This window comes from Vibrio gelatinilyticus, from assembly GCF_022836845.1.
GTDB classification, from domain to species: domain Bacteria; phylum Pseudomonadota; class Gammaproteobacteria; order Enterobacterales; family Vibrionaceae; genus Vibrio; species Vibrio gelatinilyticus.
Map to the genome: position 1 here is coordinate 58,828 of NZ_JAJNNZ010000008.1, position 16,261 is coordinate 75,088.

Consider the following 16,261-nt stretch of genomic DNA (forward strand, 5'->3'; position numbering starts at 1 on the left):
TGCTTTCGACAATGCCGTTTTGACTCGTATCTACCGGATTTTCTTTTATATTACATTACCATATTAACAATTTGTTGAACCAAATACTCTCCAAAAAAGTAAAAATAAACTAGAGTTATACTTTGTATATTCTCATTTGTAAGATCATTGGCTCAAGGAGCGATTATTGTCCCTCAAACGTGTATTGGTCCTGGGAGCTTCCGGGTACGTTGGCTCTCAACTTATCCCACAACTTCTTAAACAGGGTTATCTCGTCACTGGTGCCGCAAGGCAAATCGATTACTTAAAAGCAAGGGTTTCCCCTCACCCCAACCTGACACTGGTCTTTCTTGATTTAGCCGACGAACAAAGTACTCTCGAATTGATCCCGAATTATGACATTGTGTTTTTTCTGGTACACGGTATGGCACACGGACATGATTTCTTAGAGTACGAAATAGCCCTCGCGCATCATGTAAAAAAGGCACTGGATATTAGCCCCGTTGAACATGTCATTTACCTAAGTGCTATTCAGCCTCAGACGGGAAATTCAGAGCACTTAGCCGCCAGAAAGGAAACTGGTAATATCCTTAGAACGAGTAAAGTCCCTATCACAGAGTTACGAGCCGGTGTTGTTATTGGCCCTGGTTCAGCCGCCTTCGAGATTATGCGCGACTTTTCTTATAACCTCCCGATATTGATCACACCGAAATGGGTCGACTCAAAAGCGAATCCAATCGCATTAGAAAATCTTAATCATTACTTAATTCAACTGTCTCACGCAAAAGCGGCTGGCAATATCATCTACGAAGTTGGAGGACCTGACACCCTTTCTTATCGGGCACAATTTGAAGTCCTCTGCCGAGAAATCAATAAACCGCTTCGTTTATGGGCCACTCCACTATTGACCCCTAAATTAGCGTCATACTGGCTTGGCGTCATCACCTCGGTTCCGTCAAATATTGGACGGGCTCTTCTGAGTGGCCTTGAGCATGATTTTGTGGCCAACGCTAGCGCTATTCACGAGCGCTTTCCACAAACACTGATCCCATATCAGGAAGCCGTTGCCAATAGTTTAAAAAGTGAGGGCAAATTTGTCCGCAGTAATGTTTGGGGATTTGAGCCCGAGGCTTTAACACGCTGGCAGGCTGGTTATGGGTACTACCCCAAAAAGGCGGGTGCCACTTACACCACAAACAAAACGACAGAACAGCTTTGGCAGGTGGTAAAACTCATTGGAAGCCGTGAGCAAGGCTACTTTTTTGCCAATACTCTGTGGCGGACGCGTGAATGGTTGGATCTGTTTTTTGGCGGAGGGAAACCCATCAGACGTTCTCCGCCTGGTCCAGAGCTCAACGTTGGCGACTTCATCGATTCTTGGAAAGTAATCCGCTGTGAAAAGCCCGGTTTTCTATCTTTGCTATTTGGAATGAAAGGACCAGGCCTTGGCCGGCTTGAATTTACCATTACCGACAAGGGCGATTACCGAGAAATCAACATCACAGCATGGTGGCACCCGGAAGGGTTTCGTGGGTTACTTTATTGGTTCGCCATGATGCCCGCACACCTGTTTATATTCAGAGGAATGGTGCGAGCAATCTGTCGAAAAGCATAGCAGACGGCCAAACTACATCTGCCTGGACAACGTATTATGACTCTTTGTTTACCTGGAAGCTTAACGGAATTTCAGCCAGCTGAGAGCCCTTGTTCATAGGAAAAACCAAATACTCGCCGTGGTATTTTACTTTCGACTTATAGTCGGTGATCTTATGAACCATAAAGCCCGCTTTAGAAGCCAGTTCAATAAATTCGGCGTGATTACCACGCACAAACCAACTCATTGGCTTAACAAGATGCTCACCTTCAAAGCAATCATCACACTGGTTAGCACATAGCGCTAATGAGTTGTTTCCATCAGTATAAAATTGGACCTTGCTGCCATCTGTCAGTACTTCAGATGTGGTTACGCCCCAATCGGAGTTTTCCATTACTTCTAAAAACTGCTCAATCATTGCATCAGTAAGCTCTTGCTCTCCTTTGTCGAAGAATTGGCCATAAAAGGCTGAGATTCTCTCAAAAGTTGGTAATAAAGCGGCATTATTACCTTTAGAGCGACCCATTTTCTGCCAACGAATCAGATCACCACTGGTCAATGTAGAAAAACGCTGTGTTTTGATTGCCTTGGTCACCCAGCGCAACAAAAAGAGATTATTTGCTACGGGAGCATTCACCGCTTTCCCGGACATGTGCTCTTGTTTTAACTCATTGAGCGCACTATTTACAACATTTTGGATTTCTGCGTAGTAATCAGACATTATGCGTTTTTCCCTAGGGTCCAATATAAGGTGGCGGATAATACCGAACAAATCGTCATAAGCAAAATCATAGGCCATAAAGCGGCTGGAAGTGACGCTACAATTGCGCCAATAATAGAGCCAGTGCCAAAGCGCAATGTGCCAGCAAGCGACGAAGCAGTTCCTGCCATTGTTGGATAACCACTCAATAGTAGTCCCATAGAATTACTGCCAATAGTCGACAAAGTTCCAATAAACAGCATCACAAAAGGAACCAGCCCCCATAGCCCCCAATCTAGCAGCCATCCGGTTAGCAAGCCTAGACCCGCAAACAACTGCACGGCCAAACCAAAGCGTAGCATGCCATGTAATCCAACTTTCTTAACCACTTTGCCATTAATGCTGGTCATCAAAATCATTGTCACGATGTTTAAGCCAAACAGATAACCAAACTGGTCAGGCGTCACACCATAGATATCGATGTAGACAAACGAGCCCGCGGTTAAGAAAGCGAACATCCCCGCAAATGAAAAGGCTCCTGAAAACATCAGTCCCATTGCTACTGGGTTTTTGCAAAGATTGAGATAATTACGCAGCGTACTTCTAACTCTTAACGGTTGTCGTTTTTCGACTGGTAAAGTTTCAGGGATCTTCCAATAAACCGCCGCAATTACAAAAACAGAAAAAATCGTGAGAAACCAAAAAATCGAGCGCCAACCAAACCAGATCGCCAAATGGCCCCCAATCAGTGGCGCTACCAATGGCGCCAAAGTGATCACCAATGTAATGAAAGACATAGTCCGAGCAAAATCTTCACGATCGAACATATCTCTGACGACCGCAGAAATAATAACCGCAGCCGCCGCTCCGGCAAAGCCTTGAGCAGCTCGGACATAGGTCAGTGATTCAATATCCGTTGTCGTAGCGCACACCGCAGACGCAATACCAAAGAAAAACACACCCATGATTAATATGGGTCTGCGACCATAGCTATCTGCCAGTGGTCCATGAAGCAATTGGCCAATCGCAAAACCCGCCGTGTAGACAGTTAAGGTAATTTGCACCGCCCCTGCAGACACGCCCAAATCGCGCGCAATCGTGGGCATAGCGGGCAAATACATATCAATGGCTAATGGCGTCAGCGTACCAATCGCACCCAAGACAAGAAATAAGACCAAACCAAGTTTGGGGGCATCGGACTGTGCTGAATCTGTTTTATTCATACTGCACCTGAAAGGCGACATTATTTTGGAAAATCCTAACCCAATACAACGCCAAAAAAGAGCTCAACTGTCCATTGTTAAGCGAAGCATTACGTAACTCTACTAATCTTCTAATACGAGGAGCTAACAACCGCTTAGATGGAAGTTCTGATAAAGAACCATTTATTCAAGAAATGTAATCGTATGAACATAGAGTACCACTATAAGAGAACATGGCACCCGATCCTGTTTGTCATTGGCATACGATTCACGTGAGCCATCGCACTATTTTTGCCAGATGGAATTGACTTCTTCTTCCGTTAGATAGCGATATTCACCAAGTTCTAGCTCTTCGTCTAAGATGATGTCACCGATACGTTCACGGTGCAGAGCTTCAACTTTGTTGCCTAACGCTGCAAACATGCGCTTCACTTGATGATATTTACCTTCGTGAATGGTTAACAACACTTCTTTTTCGGCTCTCACTTCTAAATGTGCCGGTAACGTTAACCCTTTTTCACTGCGAAGCTGAATGCCTTCTTTAAACTTCTCGACATAATCCTCTTCAACTGGCTCATCAAGCCACACGCGATAGGTTTTTTCGCATTTGTGTTTTGGTGACGTAATTCGATGTGACCATTGACCGTCATCTGTTATCAGAACAAGGCCGGTGGTATCCACATCTAAACGCCCAGCAAAATGTAGCGCGTCCATTTTAATTTCATCAAGCAGCTCAAAGGCCGTTTGATTTGATCCATCTTCATGAGAACACACAAACCCTTCTGGCTTGTAAAGCATAATGTAACGAGGGCCTGTAACCGTAATTTCACGCTCTTGCCACTCGACGCAGCACTGCTCAGTAACCTTAACGGAACCACTCTTTTTTTTCTCGCCGTTAACGGTCACTTCCCCTTTACGTAAAAGGATGGTTGCCTCTCTACGGGTGACACCTAGCGAATCACACAAAAATTTATCTAAACGCATGAATACCTCAATCTGGTTAAGTTCGCTATTATATGGGCTTTTCATTCAGATGTAGAGTCAAACTCACTCATATGTACACACTTCGTCCATATCAAGCCGACTCCGTAAAAGCGGTCGTGCATTATTTTCGCAAAAACGACACGCCAGCGGTCATTGTCTTACCCACTGGTGCTGGCAAAAGTCTCGTGATTGCCGAGTTGGCAAGACTCGCCAAAGGACGAGTGTTGGTATTAGCTCATGTCAAGGAATTAGTTGAACAAAACCATGCTAAATACGAAGGTTACGATCTTAAAGGCTCTGTTTTCTCTGCCGGTTTAGGTCGAAAGGAAACCAACGAACAAGTGGTCTTTGCCTCTGTACAATCGGTGGTTAGAAACCTGGATAAATTTGCCAATCAGTTTTCTTTGCTGGTCATCGATGAGTGTCATCGAGTTCCTGATAACAAAGACTCGAGCTATCAAAAAGTCATTAGCCACCTTTGTGATATCAATCCTGGCATCAAAATCCTAGGCTTGACCGCCACTCCTTATCGCTTAGGTGTCGGCTGGATTTATCAATATCACACAAAAGGTTTGGTGCGAAGTGAAGAGTCTCGATTCTTTCGGGATTGTATCTTTGAGTTACCCATTCAATATTTACTTGATGAACAGTTTCTCACACCAGCAAAGCTCGTTGATGCTCCGGTTTTAAGCTACGACTTTTCTCAACTTACCCCAATGAATACAGGTCGTTATAAAGAATCAGATCTTGATTTAGTTATTGAACAATCCAAGAGAGCCACTCCACAAATTGTTGAGCAAATTATTCGTTACAGCGACGATAAAAAAGGCGTCATGATATTTGCCGCCACTGTGCGACATGCACAGGAAATTTTGGCTCTGTTGCCGCCACATCAAAGTGAGATTGTTATTGGGGATACGGCAACCGTCGATCGAGACCGGATCATTAATCAATTTAAGCAACAAGAGCTTAAGTTCCTAGTAAATGTGTCCGTTCTGACCACAGGTTTTGACGCGCCTCATGTTGATCTTATTGCCATTCTCAGACCCACCGAATCGGTCAGCCTTTATCAACAAATCGTTGGGCGTGGGTTGCGTTTATCTCCGGGCAAAGACGAATGTCTCGTGCTTGATTATGCGGGAAATACCTACGATTTATATCAGCCCGAAGTGGGTAACCCAAAACCGGATTCGGATTCGGAAATTATCACCATTCCCTGCCCTGCCTGTGGCTTTAACAACAATTTCTGGGGAAAGCTCGACGGTAATGGATTTCTGATTGAGCACTTTGGCAGAAAATGTCAGGGCTATTTCACAGATGAAGAAACTCAAGAGCGCGAACATTGTAATTATCGCTTTAGAGCTAAATATTGCTCAGAATGTGGCGCAGACAATGACATCGCCGCTCGTATTTGCCATGAGTGTGACGCAACATTGGTCGACCCTGACAAAAAACTCAAAGAGGCCCTTAATTTAAAAGACGCACTCGTCTTCGCGTGTAACGATATGGAACTAACCGTTCACAAAGACGAAAAAGGTAAGTCGAGCCTGAGAATTACTTATGTGGGGGACGAAAATGCCAGGGTCAGCGAATTCTGGTCGTTAACCACCAAAAAACAAAAACAGACTTTTTTATCGCGCTTTGTTAGGCCGCATCTGGCAGACAAACATCGTGAGTTTGACGCGGCTTCCCCAACAAAAGTGGTTCATAATCAGCATCGCTTTAGACCACCAGCGTTTGTTATCGCCCGCAAAAGTGGTCGTTTTTGGAAGCTAAGGGACAAAATCTTTGATGATGAACTCACTCAATAACTCTGTTCAGGTTCTATTCAGATAAAACGTTTATAGTGACACCATTGTTATCGTCCCAAGGGGCTATTCATGCCAGCTTTTAAAAATAAAACACTCATCACTGCGTTGCTCGCTATGCTTGCCGTCGCATCACCGGGAGCCAATGCCAGCCTGTTCTCATCATCAGACAAAAATTACGATACTGTCCTGGATGTTCCCCTTGAAGGTACTCGTATTGAAATTGGCGAAGATCAGGACGAAGTCTTTGATGCTGTACAGAAAGGGCTCATCAAGCCATTTTCCGCTTTGTTTGCCACAGTTGAAAACGATCTAAACGGTCGAATTATTAAAGTCGAACTCGAAGAAGACGACGACGAATGGTTTTACGAACTAAAACTGATGCATGAGCAAGATATAATTAAAGTTGAATATAACGCGACTACACTTGAGCTAATTGAACTGCGCGGCAGAAATCTGCAAAAAGTCATCAAAAGATAAGAGCAAGCCTATGAAAATTTTGATTGTAGAAGATGATGCGACACTTGGTGAACAAATGGTCACTGCGCTAGAGAAAGCTGGCTGGGTTCCTGAACTCTCTCAAGATGGTATTGATGCTCTCTATCGTGCGACCTCTGAAGAGTGGGATGCCATTATCCTTGACCTTGGCCTACCCAAACTTGATGGTTTAACGGTTTTAAAAGGCATTCGAGATGAGAACATTAACACTCCAGTCATCATCTTGAGCGCCAGAGACACACTGACCCAACGAGTTGAGGGGCTCAATGCTGGCGCAGACGATTACCTCACCAAACCTTTTGAAGTCGTGGAATTGATCGCAAGGATCAGAGCCCATCTAAGACGGGCGTCCGGTAACGCCTCCCCTGTCATGCAAGTCGGCGACCTTGCTTTAGACACGCGCACATCCAAAGTACTATGGCAGGGCCAGGCGGTAAGCCTAACCGCACTTGAGTACAAAGTTGTGGCGTACTTTGTTCACAACGCGGACAAGGTCATATCTCGCACCGAGCTGGTGGAGCACATCTACAAACAAGACTTTGACCGAGACTCAAACACTATCGAAGTATTCGTTGGCCGTATTCGCAAAAAAATTGCACCGAACATTATCAAAACCGTTCGCGGTTTGGGATACCAATTGAATGCCTAACACCGAGCGACAAGCTCTTGACCAGAGGCTCAAGTCTAAGCTTAAAAGATTGAGCCTCAAAACTCGCTTAGTTTTAGCCGCTACCGCCTGGCTATCTGCCATGACGCTTGCCGCTGGCGTCTCTATCCCCGGCCTTGTTAAAGATTACCTAATTGATGATCTAAAACAGCAAATGTTGCTCTCCATGGACGAGCTCATCGCGAATCTTGATACCAATGAACAAGGCGAAATGACACTCGGTTCTCGGATATCAGATCCAAGATACAGCCGCCCGTATAGTGGCTATTACTGGACCATTACCGCACAAGATCAAACCATACGCTCACGTTCACTGTGGGATAAGGTGATTACCCAAAATGAGAGTAAACTTAACCCTCGCGATTTAGGCGCAAGAGAGGAAAAGCTCGTCACTATCAGCAGAAGCATCTACCTACCTGGAAGAAGTGACCCTGTAATGATTTTTATTGGCCAAGAAGAAGCGCCCGTCGACAACACACTGGAACAACTCACTAATCAGGTGTGGGTCATCCTGTCTTTGATGGTTGCGGGGATCTTAATCCTCGTTATCACGCAAATCAGCTGGTCCTTGAGGCCATTGGGCAAAATGCAAAAAGAATTAAAACACCTAAGAAGTGGTGAACAAAATTTGCTTGATGAGCATTACCCTAAAGAAGTCGCCCCTCTGGTTACTGACCTCAACGCGCTTATATTCCATTATCAAGAATTGCTAGAGCGTGCTCGCAACCATGCTGGTAATCTATCTCACGCGTTAAAAACACCTTTATCGGTCATTCATAATGAACTTGACCACTTATCAGAGCAAGACCGAGCAAAAATCGAGCCGTCACTTCGTCAAATACAAGAATATATCGATTACCATTTAGGCAGGGCGAGGATGGCTGGCTCAATGAACATTCTGTCTGTTAAAAGCTGCCCTAGCGAACGTGTGGATGCTATCTCCATCGCATTCGATAAAGTGTTTGTCGAACGAGATATCGCGCTCATCAATGAAATCGATCCTGATTTAAAGATAGCTATAGAGCAAACTGACCTCGACGAAATGCTCGGTAACCTATTGGAAAACGCCTACAAATGGAGCCAAAGCCTCATTCGGGTTCATACCAACCAATCAGATAGTGAATTGGTGGAAATCATCATTGAAGATGACGGTCCTGGTATCCCAGAGAACAAACTTAAAGAAGTGCTAAAACGAGGTGTGCGACTAGATGAAACCACACCGGGGACAGGATTAGGGCTAAACATAGTGAATGAAATGGCCTACAGCTATCGCAGTGAACTTACTCTAGAAAGCAGTCAGTTAGGTGGACTAAAAGCCACATTAATCGCCAGAGTGGCTAACGATTAAGCAAGTCGATTTAAAAGATGAAAAAAACAGCGGCTTAGCCTGGCTTCGCTATTGCTCAGACAGCTATAGAATGGTAGTATCCGCGCTCACTTTAAGAGTAACGACTCGTTCACTTTTAAAGTGACCTATCATCAACTAGGTCGCTACGTTGATGGACATCTTTAATTTTTACTATTTTGAGAGTAAATACTATGAAATTCGAAGCAGTAGTACGTACTGAACTAGGTAAGGGTGCGAGCCGCCGCCTACGTCACGCTGGCCAATTCCCAGCAATCGTTTACGGTGGTGAAGCAGCACCTGTTTCTATCGCTCTAGACCACAATATCGTGATGAACCAAATGGACAAGCCTGAATTCTACGAAGCAATCACTCTAGTGATTGACGGCGCAGAAGTTAAGGTTAAGCCACAAGACGTTCAACGTCACGCTTACAAGCCAAAAGTTGAGCACATGGACTTCATCCGCATCTAATTCCCTACCAAGGAATTAGTTGGATAATATCCAAGCCTTCTGCATAGAAAAGATTATCGACCTTACCAATCGAGACATCTAAAAATTCGAAACCCCGATGCTACCAACATCGGGGTTTCACCTTTTCTGGGGTTTGAGAATCCGAAAAATCCATCTAATTGCCTGATTTAAATGATTTCAATACCAATAACCACAATTTATAGGTGTAGTTATAACGTATTTTGATTATTCCACTAAATCAGCTTCAAAAGCGAAAGTCAAAACAGCAAACTCCTCAACCTAGCTTTAAAAGGGCAAATATTTCATTGGGGAGAGCCGAAACCAATCCATAAAAATAATACTCTGCAGATACACACCAAAGCTAGAAAGAAGCGCTAGATATATGCAAACAATTGTCATCGATACTAGTTCGAGATTTAAGCCTGTTGGCAAAGAAATTTTCATATCCTTGCTACAAAATCGCCCTCTAACAGATATCACAAATCAGAAACGGTGACCAACACGGATTTGGAAAAAAGTCATCTACGCAAAATCAAATATTAGCAATTAATAACGACAGGGATAGTAAATAGCTAAACTGACGTCCAGGACATACCGGATCAGATGGAAACCTCTACCCTACGATGAGGTCACTCATCTTAAGAAACACACCTGTGGTCACCATCGCGGTAGCAAGATGTCTGAGTTTTTCAAAGTAGTCTAGCTCTTGTAACGGAACCCCAATACCCCCTTGTTAGCCCGCTCCGTGCGTCATTAGGGTCACGGTATCTACGACCTATATCAGTTTGAAAATCTCCAATAAAGATTCGCTCGCTGTATGTACACGTTATTATCTTGGATGAACTTGAGTACACTGCTGCTACAGCTCTCCACGACCAAATCTATAAATGAGCTTTCCTGTTGTCACTTTATCATTAACACTCTCTCTTGTTCCCTTGGCATAACGCCAATCTGTTTGAATCGCCCAATTGTTATTAATTTTGTAGTGAAGGCCTAGACCTCCGTTAACTTGAAACGTTTTTTGTTTTCTGTCCATGTCTTTCATCGCTTCACCAAAGCCAGCGGTAAAAAAAGGCCTTAACGAAGAATCACTATTGAAATAGTAAAGTGCATTTACACTGTAGTTTTCGTAAGTAACCGACTGCTGAGTTTGAACATCTTTCAGTTGAGCTCGGGTATAAGTTAAGTGGCCTGAGAGTTCAGGTGAAAAATGTAAACCAAGGGAAAATGTCGCTCCAATACCTGGCTCCAGTGACCAACTGTTAGCAGGGGCGACATGACTGACACCCGCAGATACACCTACGATACTGTACGTCACGGGATCTTGCGTTGTTTGTGAGTAATAATCACTTCTATGTTTTTTTGAACCTGTTGTCGTGACCAGATCATATTGAACCTGGAACCTAAACTGCCTCTCGGCACTTCCATTGGGCAAGTTTGTTTCTTGAACCCCCATGAAACCAGAACCCGCAGTCACTAAGTCGCGACCCGCTAAGTGATTGACACCTCTCCCTAGACTATCAACAGGATCTAAGAAAAACAGTGTAGTGCTCCCTAACGTCGAGGAACCTAGAACTGTTCCGCCACTGAGCCTAATCTGTTGCTCTTTATGATATGCCCACTCACCATACACCCAACCCATGATGGGTGTTACGAATAAATCTTGTATAGAGGGGACTTCTGCAAATGCTTCTACACCGTACTCCCAGTAAAACGTAGACATCAATGTGGAATATAGAAATGAGTCCCACTGACGGTAACCAGACTTTCTTGCCGACTGATAGTAGACACCACCGAAATAAGGATGCCCAAGGTAATTGATATACCAAACATCACGATCCCAAACTGGTCCTTTACTGACATTGTTCCACCATTTCTCCATTAATGGATCACCGTTTTTTTCCCATTGAGTAATAGAGGTAGGCATTAGTGCTAACACTCCAGCGACTCCCAGCCCATAGGCCCCTATTGATTTAGTTTGGGACCACAAACGCTCGGCATCCTCACCATTTTCAGCGGAGAACAAAGAGACTCGATAGGGAGAATGGTACACATCATCCCAATGATCCATTTCCTCCCACGCCGAGTTGGAGTAGCTATTCGCTGAATAAATCGTCAGGCTTGTGATGTCATTGGCATCCTCTAACTCGCTGACAGAGTTATATCGCCAGTGAGTTGTTGTAATGACAACATTCTCACTACTTAGCTTAAGCGTTTTTCCGGTGTTACTTGCAAACGCTGCGGACATCGAAATGGTCAACACTAGCCCTAGCTGAGCAGTGATAAACGGTATATTCATTGGAGCACCTTTAAACATCACGTTGCATATAATGGAGCGTCGACAATAAATGCCTTGCAAAGTGACTATTAAATTGGAGAGGCTTCTATTTTCAAGAGATGTTGAACAATATAATGCCTTGGAATATAGGCACCATATTGCTCATACAATTATATAAATAGTATGGGAACGTTTATTTATATTCCGAACATTCAACTCTCTCAATATTCGGAATTACCCAGCTATTGTCATACCACGTGTCAGTAGGACCATAGATTCTAAAATATGGGAAGAACCCTTCATTGAAATTGGTTTGAATTGAATTTTCATTATTGTCTACATTAGGCCCCCAATAAATACTGTAAGACCCATCGGTATTCTGCTCCAGCCCTTCTTGGTAACTATTTATTCCCCACGTAAAATGATCGTTCTGAATCATTGAACGCTCTGGCGCATTGTAGGTCACCAAAGACCAGAAATTGCTATAAGGAACACCTGCTGGAATGTCTAGCTGATAACAATTTGAACCATTCAAATAGTTTCCGTCGCTATCTACATAGGTAGACACGTAGACGGCTCCTGTGCCTCTAGGCGGCCGAGTCATGGCTGCAGCGGTAAAGGTTGCTTGATGAGCCCAAACAACTTGAGCTACTGGGTCAACAATATCAAAGTCCCGATGTGTCCAGTTTTCATCAGCCGTTGTATTGGGTAATACCCAATGGCTTTGCTCTTGCCCCCATTTATAAGCATTGTGCTCTCGGTTAGAAAACGTTAATGTAAGTACGCGTTCCCAGGCTAGATCCTTTGCTTCTTTTAGCAAATCTTCATCAATCGAATTATTAAAAAAGCCAGCATGATATAAGTGTGCAGTATTGTAACTGTGCTTCTCTGCATCATATCCATTTAATAGATAGTACTGTTGAATCAATGCCGGAATATCCTTCTTATGAAAAAGCATATCCTGATACCCACCATCATCGTATACCGGTGCAGAGGTATTGTAGAAGGTAGTTTTAGGTGGCTCATTCGCATCAGCAAGAGAATACGTTTTAAGGCCGTTTGTTAATGTATTGACGGCCCCTGGCATTCCCTCCTTACCTTGAAAAGCTCTAATTAGCCAGACGATAGTATTGGTCGGTGAAGGTGCGTGAATCATATCTGACGGCACTTCTCCTTCCCATCCAGGTGCAGTAAGTAAATAGGTACCTCCTTTGCCTCGATCAGAACCAGTCAATCCAAAATCTGCAAACGACGTCCATCCAGGACCATTTGCCATACCCATCACACCCGGTGGAACCTCTAACACCACGGCTCCTCCTTGTACTTCCAAGTTCACAGGATGAACGGCATAAACGGTTTCAGAGTTTGCAGTAAGCACAATTTGTCTTGGATCTACCGACGTTTCCATAATACCTATATTCTGCTCTGTTGAACCGGCATCAAAATAAGAGTGGTAAAGAGACATAAAGGCCGCTTCAGGTTGCAGGTCGACAAACGCTCTTGTTAGATTCTCGAGATCCATTTGCTGGTAAACTTCTTCGCTATTGAGAACCGGATATCCAGATGGAACTTCACTCGCAATACTAGTAAAAGCAGCCGTTGCCAATGCCAAAGTAATCATTGATTTTTTCATAATATTAAGTTCACTCATGGAGTTAGTTTTTTGGTATAGCGCAATGCAATCGCAAAAGTTATGTTAACTTGGCAATATAGCTATCGTGCTTACTCTATAAGAGACACCGAGACATTCCATAGTCAGCATTTCTTCAATATAAGATGATTGCTCCCCACATCATCAATCCACGTTAATATTAGCGACTAATTAAACCAACAAGAAATAACAATTATTACATTAAGAAATAACTTGAAATCATATCATTAAATTAATATTTATCTTGGTGAATTTTAGATATAACCAATCGTAATAGCATGAAATCACCATAGTCATTTCTTAAATAAAAAGACCTTATTATAGAATTTCCCACATAGCAAAGGCATTTAATTTTAAGTCTATGCATATCACTTGATGGCCTAATTGGAATGGGCTTTCAATACTCACCAGGGAGAAATTAAATAAGAGTTATTATGAAAACAATCAATTATATTAAAGTAGCAACTATCGCATCTGCTCTATCTGTCGTATTTAACACTTCTGTTGCTGAAGAATATCAAGATATGTCAGACCCGCTTTCAGTCTATTCACAAGCAGGAATTGGCGCAACAAACAAAGGCCTAAACTTCAAGTTCGGCCAGGCGTATGACACCAACAACGAATCCACAATGGCAATGCATGTCCTTGAAGCAAAGGGGTTTGCTGCTGATACCCTTGGATTAAAAGGAAATGATAGCTTCGATTCTCTTCGTTACCGCCACTTTAATGTCAATATGCAAAACGGTATTGGCTCTCAAGTGGACATTAACTGGGACTTCAATCAAAAGCTAGGCTCAGCCTCATACTCCATGATTCAAGCACTCCCTGCTATGGGAGCGATTCAGCTCTACCCACTAGCTGGCATTGGAGTGAATATTGCGGACGTTGATTCGGCTCTATTAGTCGATGAAGGTGAATCGTTCGGATCAATAGGTTATGCCATCCCATCTAGTTTTGGCTTGCTAGGCCTCTACTCGAAAATAGAGATAACCGACCAAGTTTGGTTGAACTACAACCCTATGTACACAACTCAATTGGGTGGTGTTGAAGCATTAAGCAGTTTATATGGTTGGCAGCATGAAGTTGCTTTGAGCTATCAAATAGACACTCAAAGCAATATCCGAGCATTTTGGAATTTTGGTGAAGCAGTAAACGGCACTGATTTCAGAGTCGAATATAACTATCAATTTTAGAACTATTGCCATGGATGGCGAACAGCTCAGAAATATAAAACCAAAAAATAAAAACAACCAATTATAAACATATCGGAAGATTAAATATGTTACTTAAAAAGAGACTTACATCTCTCATATTACCCATCATAACGCTGCAGGTAGCGGCTTATGAGCTAGTTGATGAAGAAAAAAACCAAGAAGACCCTACTAAAATAGTGACAAGAGTTGGCGCTGGCTATAATGGAGAGTTAACGCTTAATGGTTCGTTAGGGCTGGATGAAGCCAGAATGATCAGCGGCAATATCAATTCCGATGCTAGTGAGTGGCGTATTGGCGGGTCTTGGCTATTTAGCAAGGGGATCGTGAACTTCAACTTCAAGAAAAATCAGTATGAGAGTGGTGGTAACAGCACCAGCTACAACTTGGGGACATTTATACCTCTCAGCGTTTTCGGTGTGAACCCAGCTGGCTGGCAACTTTTTCCAGCCTTTGGTTATAACTACACAGAAGGACGCGCTGTAGTGGCCACCACTCACTCATACCACGGTCAATCATTAATGGTGCCCATTGAAAGCCATGGCGCGTATCTGGGAATGCTCGCACTTAAGCCAATAGGTCATGGACTTACACTGATGTTAGGTGGTGGAGGTAGTGCAGGAAGCAATAACACAAATAATGGTTATCTTGGTGGTGGCATAAGCTATCGAATCGATGATAACCAATCAATAAACAGCTTTGGCATTGTCAGTAATAGCTCACAATTTGGTTCAAAAAACACCCTGTCAATTAACTATCGATACGAGTTCAATTAGTTAGTCAAACTCTATACACTATCGATCGAAGGTGCACACAAAGGCAGCCCTCCTTTATCCAACCGATCGCTACTTTATTGGACTCTGTGCAATATGTTTAACTTCATGATAACCTGATGTGGTTATCATGAAGCAAGGATTGCCTATGAAAGAGTCGGAGATGTTAAAACTCGACTTTAATTCTCTAAAGTTGCTTAAAATACTGGGCGAAGAGAAGAATACCAAACGAGCCGGCGAGCGACTTTTTATCAGCCAACCCGCAGTAAGCAAGTCACTAAGAAAGCTCAGAGAGCAGTTCAACGATCAACTGTTTTTGAGACAAAAGCATGGGTTAGAGCCGACACCCAAATGTGATCAGTTGCTTCGACAACTTCCCGATGTCTTATCAAGACTGGAAGCGATATTTGAACAAGGAAGTAGTTTCAACCCGGAGGACTACTCTGGCGAAATCAATATTCACATCAACACAGTGCTCTGCTACCCACTAATGGAGCCCTTATTCAAAACACTCACTAAAAGCGCTCCCAATGCAACGATCGTCATCCAAAACTGGTCTCACGATACCGAAGTTAAAATCAAAACCAACCAAGTAGACCTAGGGATTAATTTTATGCCTTTAGGCATTACTAAAGAGATCGTGCAGCAACATGTTGTTGCGGCTCAGTTTAAGCTCTGTTGCTCTACCGAACATCCAATGAGTAGAAAAGGAAGCATAACCCCACAAGATGTCGGAAGCATGCCGTTAGCATTAATGTTAATGCCTGATTACCACCAAGGGGAAACATTTGCAGAAACCTATTTGAGAGCGCGGGATATTGAACCTCGGGTATTATTACGAACAGACAAAATAGGTCTATGCTATCAAGCAGTACGTAAACACCACTGCCTTTTTCCTGTCAGCCATATTGTTAGACACTCTATTCCAGAAAATATGACGCTACTTGATATAGAGCACTTTGAAGATGGACCAGAATTCTCCATTGGTGGTTTTTTTGCTCATCGCTCCCGACATTCACCGTATCTAACTTGGTTAAAAGGGCTTGTTTTCGACACGATAAAGCACCTAAGCTAACGACCGTACAACATGCCCCTCCT

At 43.4% G+C, this 16,261-nt stretch carries 14 protein-coding genes; 9 read left to right on the forward strand and 5 right to left on the reverse strand.

What is annotated here, in order from left to right; all coding sequences use genetic code 11:
• Positions 1-166 precede the first annotated feature (166 nt).
• Positions 167-1,594, forward strand: coding sequence for a DUF2867 domain-containing protein (locus tag LNL84_RS11470; protein WP_244357406.1), 1,428 nt, complete (start codon positions 167-169; stop codon positions 1,592-1,594).
• Positions 1,595-1,628: 34 nt separating this feature from the next.
• Here LNL84_RS11470 and LNL84_RS11475 read toward each other — a convergent pair whose 3' ends face one another.
• From LNL84_RS11475 to rsuA, 3 genes are all read right to left on the reverse strand, one after another.
• The gene (locus tag LNL84_RS11475; protein WP_244357408.1) at positions 1,629-2,294 is read right to left on the reverse strand and encodes a DUF2913 family protein; all 666 of its coding nucleotides are present in this window, start codon (positions 2,292-2,294) and stop codon (positions 1,629-1,631) included.
• Positions 2,294-3,496 (reverse strand): Bcr/CflA family multidrug efflux MFS transporter, encoded by a 1,203-nt coding sequence (locus LNL84_RS11480; protein ID WP_244357410.1) that lies wholly within the window; start codon positions 3,494-3,496, stop codon positions 2,294-2,296. The genes LNL84_RS11475 and LNL84_RS11480 overlap by 1 nt, the downstream gene beginning before the upstream one ends.
• Positions 3,497-3,760: 264 nt before the next feature.
• Positions 3,761-4,459 (reverse strand): 16S rRNA pseudouridine(516) synthase RsuA, encoded by a 699-nt coding sequence (rsuA, locus tag LNL84_RS11485; protein WP_244357412.1) that lies wholly within the window; start codon positions 4,457-4,459, stop codon positions 3,761-3,763.
• A gap of 71 nt (positions 4,460-4,530) precedes the next feature.
• Between rsuA and radD the strand changes: the two genes are divergently transcribed.
• The 5 genes from radD to rplY all read left to right on the forward strand — a co-directional run bounded on the left by radD (position 4,531) and on the right by rplY (position 9,250).
• Positions 4,531-6,270 carry a DNA repair helicase RadD gene (gene radD, locus LNL84_RS11490; RefSeq protein WP_244357414.1) on the forward strand — a complete coding sequence of 580 codons (1,740 nt, stop codon included), beginning with the start codon at positions 4,531-4,533 and terminating at the stop codon, positions 6,268-6,270.
• Between the two features lie 114 nt (positions 6,271-6,384).
• Positions 6,385-6,747 carry a PepSY domain-containing protein gene (locus LNL84_RS11495; RefSeq protein WP_425244306.1) on the forward strand — a complete coding sequence of 121 codons (363 nt, stop codon included), beginning with the start codon at positions 6,385-6,387 and terminating at the stop codon, positions 6,745-6,747.
• A 10-nt stretch (positions 6,748-6,757) separates the two neighbouring features.
• Complete coding sequence (locus tag LNL84_RS11500; RefSeq protein WP_244357418.1) at positions 6,758-7,414, forward strand: response regulator transcription factor; 657 nt, start codon at positions 6,758-6,760, stop codon at positions 7,412-7,414.
• A complete protein-coding gene (locus tag LNL84_RS11505; protein ID WP_244357420.1) occupies positions 7,407-8,780 on the forward strand; it encodes an ATP-binding protein in 1,374 nt (457 codons plus the stop codon). The genes LNL84_RS11500 and LNL84_RS11505 overlap by 8 nt, the downstream gene beginning before the upstream one ends.
• 191 nt (positions 8,781-8,971) lie before the next feature.
• Complete coding sequence (gene rplY, locus LNL84_RS11510) at positions 8,972-9,250, forward strand: 50S ribosomal protein L25 (RefSeq protein ID WP_244357421.1); 279 nt, start codon at positions 8,972-8,974, stop codon at positions 9,248-9,250.
• Positions 9,251-10,109: 859 nt separating this feature from the next.
• Here rplY and LNL84_RS11515 read toward each other — a convergent pair.
• Both LNL84_RS11515 and LNL84_RS11520 read right to left on the reverse strand, forming a co-directional pair.
• A complete protein-coding gene (locus tag LNL84_RS11515) occupies positions 10,110-11,549 on the reverse strand; it encodes a DUF3943 domain-containing protein (RefSeq protein ID WP_244357423.1) in 1,440 nt (479 codons plus the stop codon).
• Between the two features lie 172 nt (positions 11,550-11,721).
• Positions 11,722-13,179, reverse strand: coding sequence for a DUF1214 domain-containing protein (locus tag LNL84_RS11520; protein ID WP_244357425.1), 1,458 nt, complete (start codon positions 13,177-13,179; stop codon positions 11,722-11,724).
• Between the two features lie 434 nt (positions 13,180-13,613).
• On the opposite strand from LNL84_RS11520, the gene LNL84_RS11525 reads away from it, so the two are divergent.
• The 3 genes from LNL84_RS11525 to LNL84_RS11535 all read left to right on the forward strand — a co-directional run bounded on the left by LNL84_RS11525 (position 13,614) and on the right by LNL84_RS11535 (position 16,238).
• A complete protein-coding gene (locus tag LNL84_RS11525; protein ID WP_244357427.1) occupies positions 13,614-14,372 on the forward strand; it encodes a hypothetical protein in 759 nt (252 codons plus the stop codon).
• A gap of 86 nt (positions 14,373-14,458) precedes the next feature.
• Positions 14,459-15,166, forward strand: a complete 708-nt coding sequence (locus LNL84_RS11530; RefSeq protein ID WP_244357429.1) for a hypothetical protein — start codon at positions 14,459-14,461, stop codon at positions 15,164-15,166.
• 145 nt (positions 15,167-15,311) lie between these two features.
• Positions 15,312-16,238: a LysR family transcriptional regulator gene (locus LNL84_RS11535; RefSeq protein WP_244357431.1), complete on the forward strand. Its 927-nt coding sequence runs from the start codon at positions 15,312-15,314 to the stop codon at positions 16,236-16,238.
• Positions 16,239-16,261 lie beyond the last annotated feature (23 nt).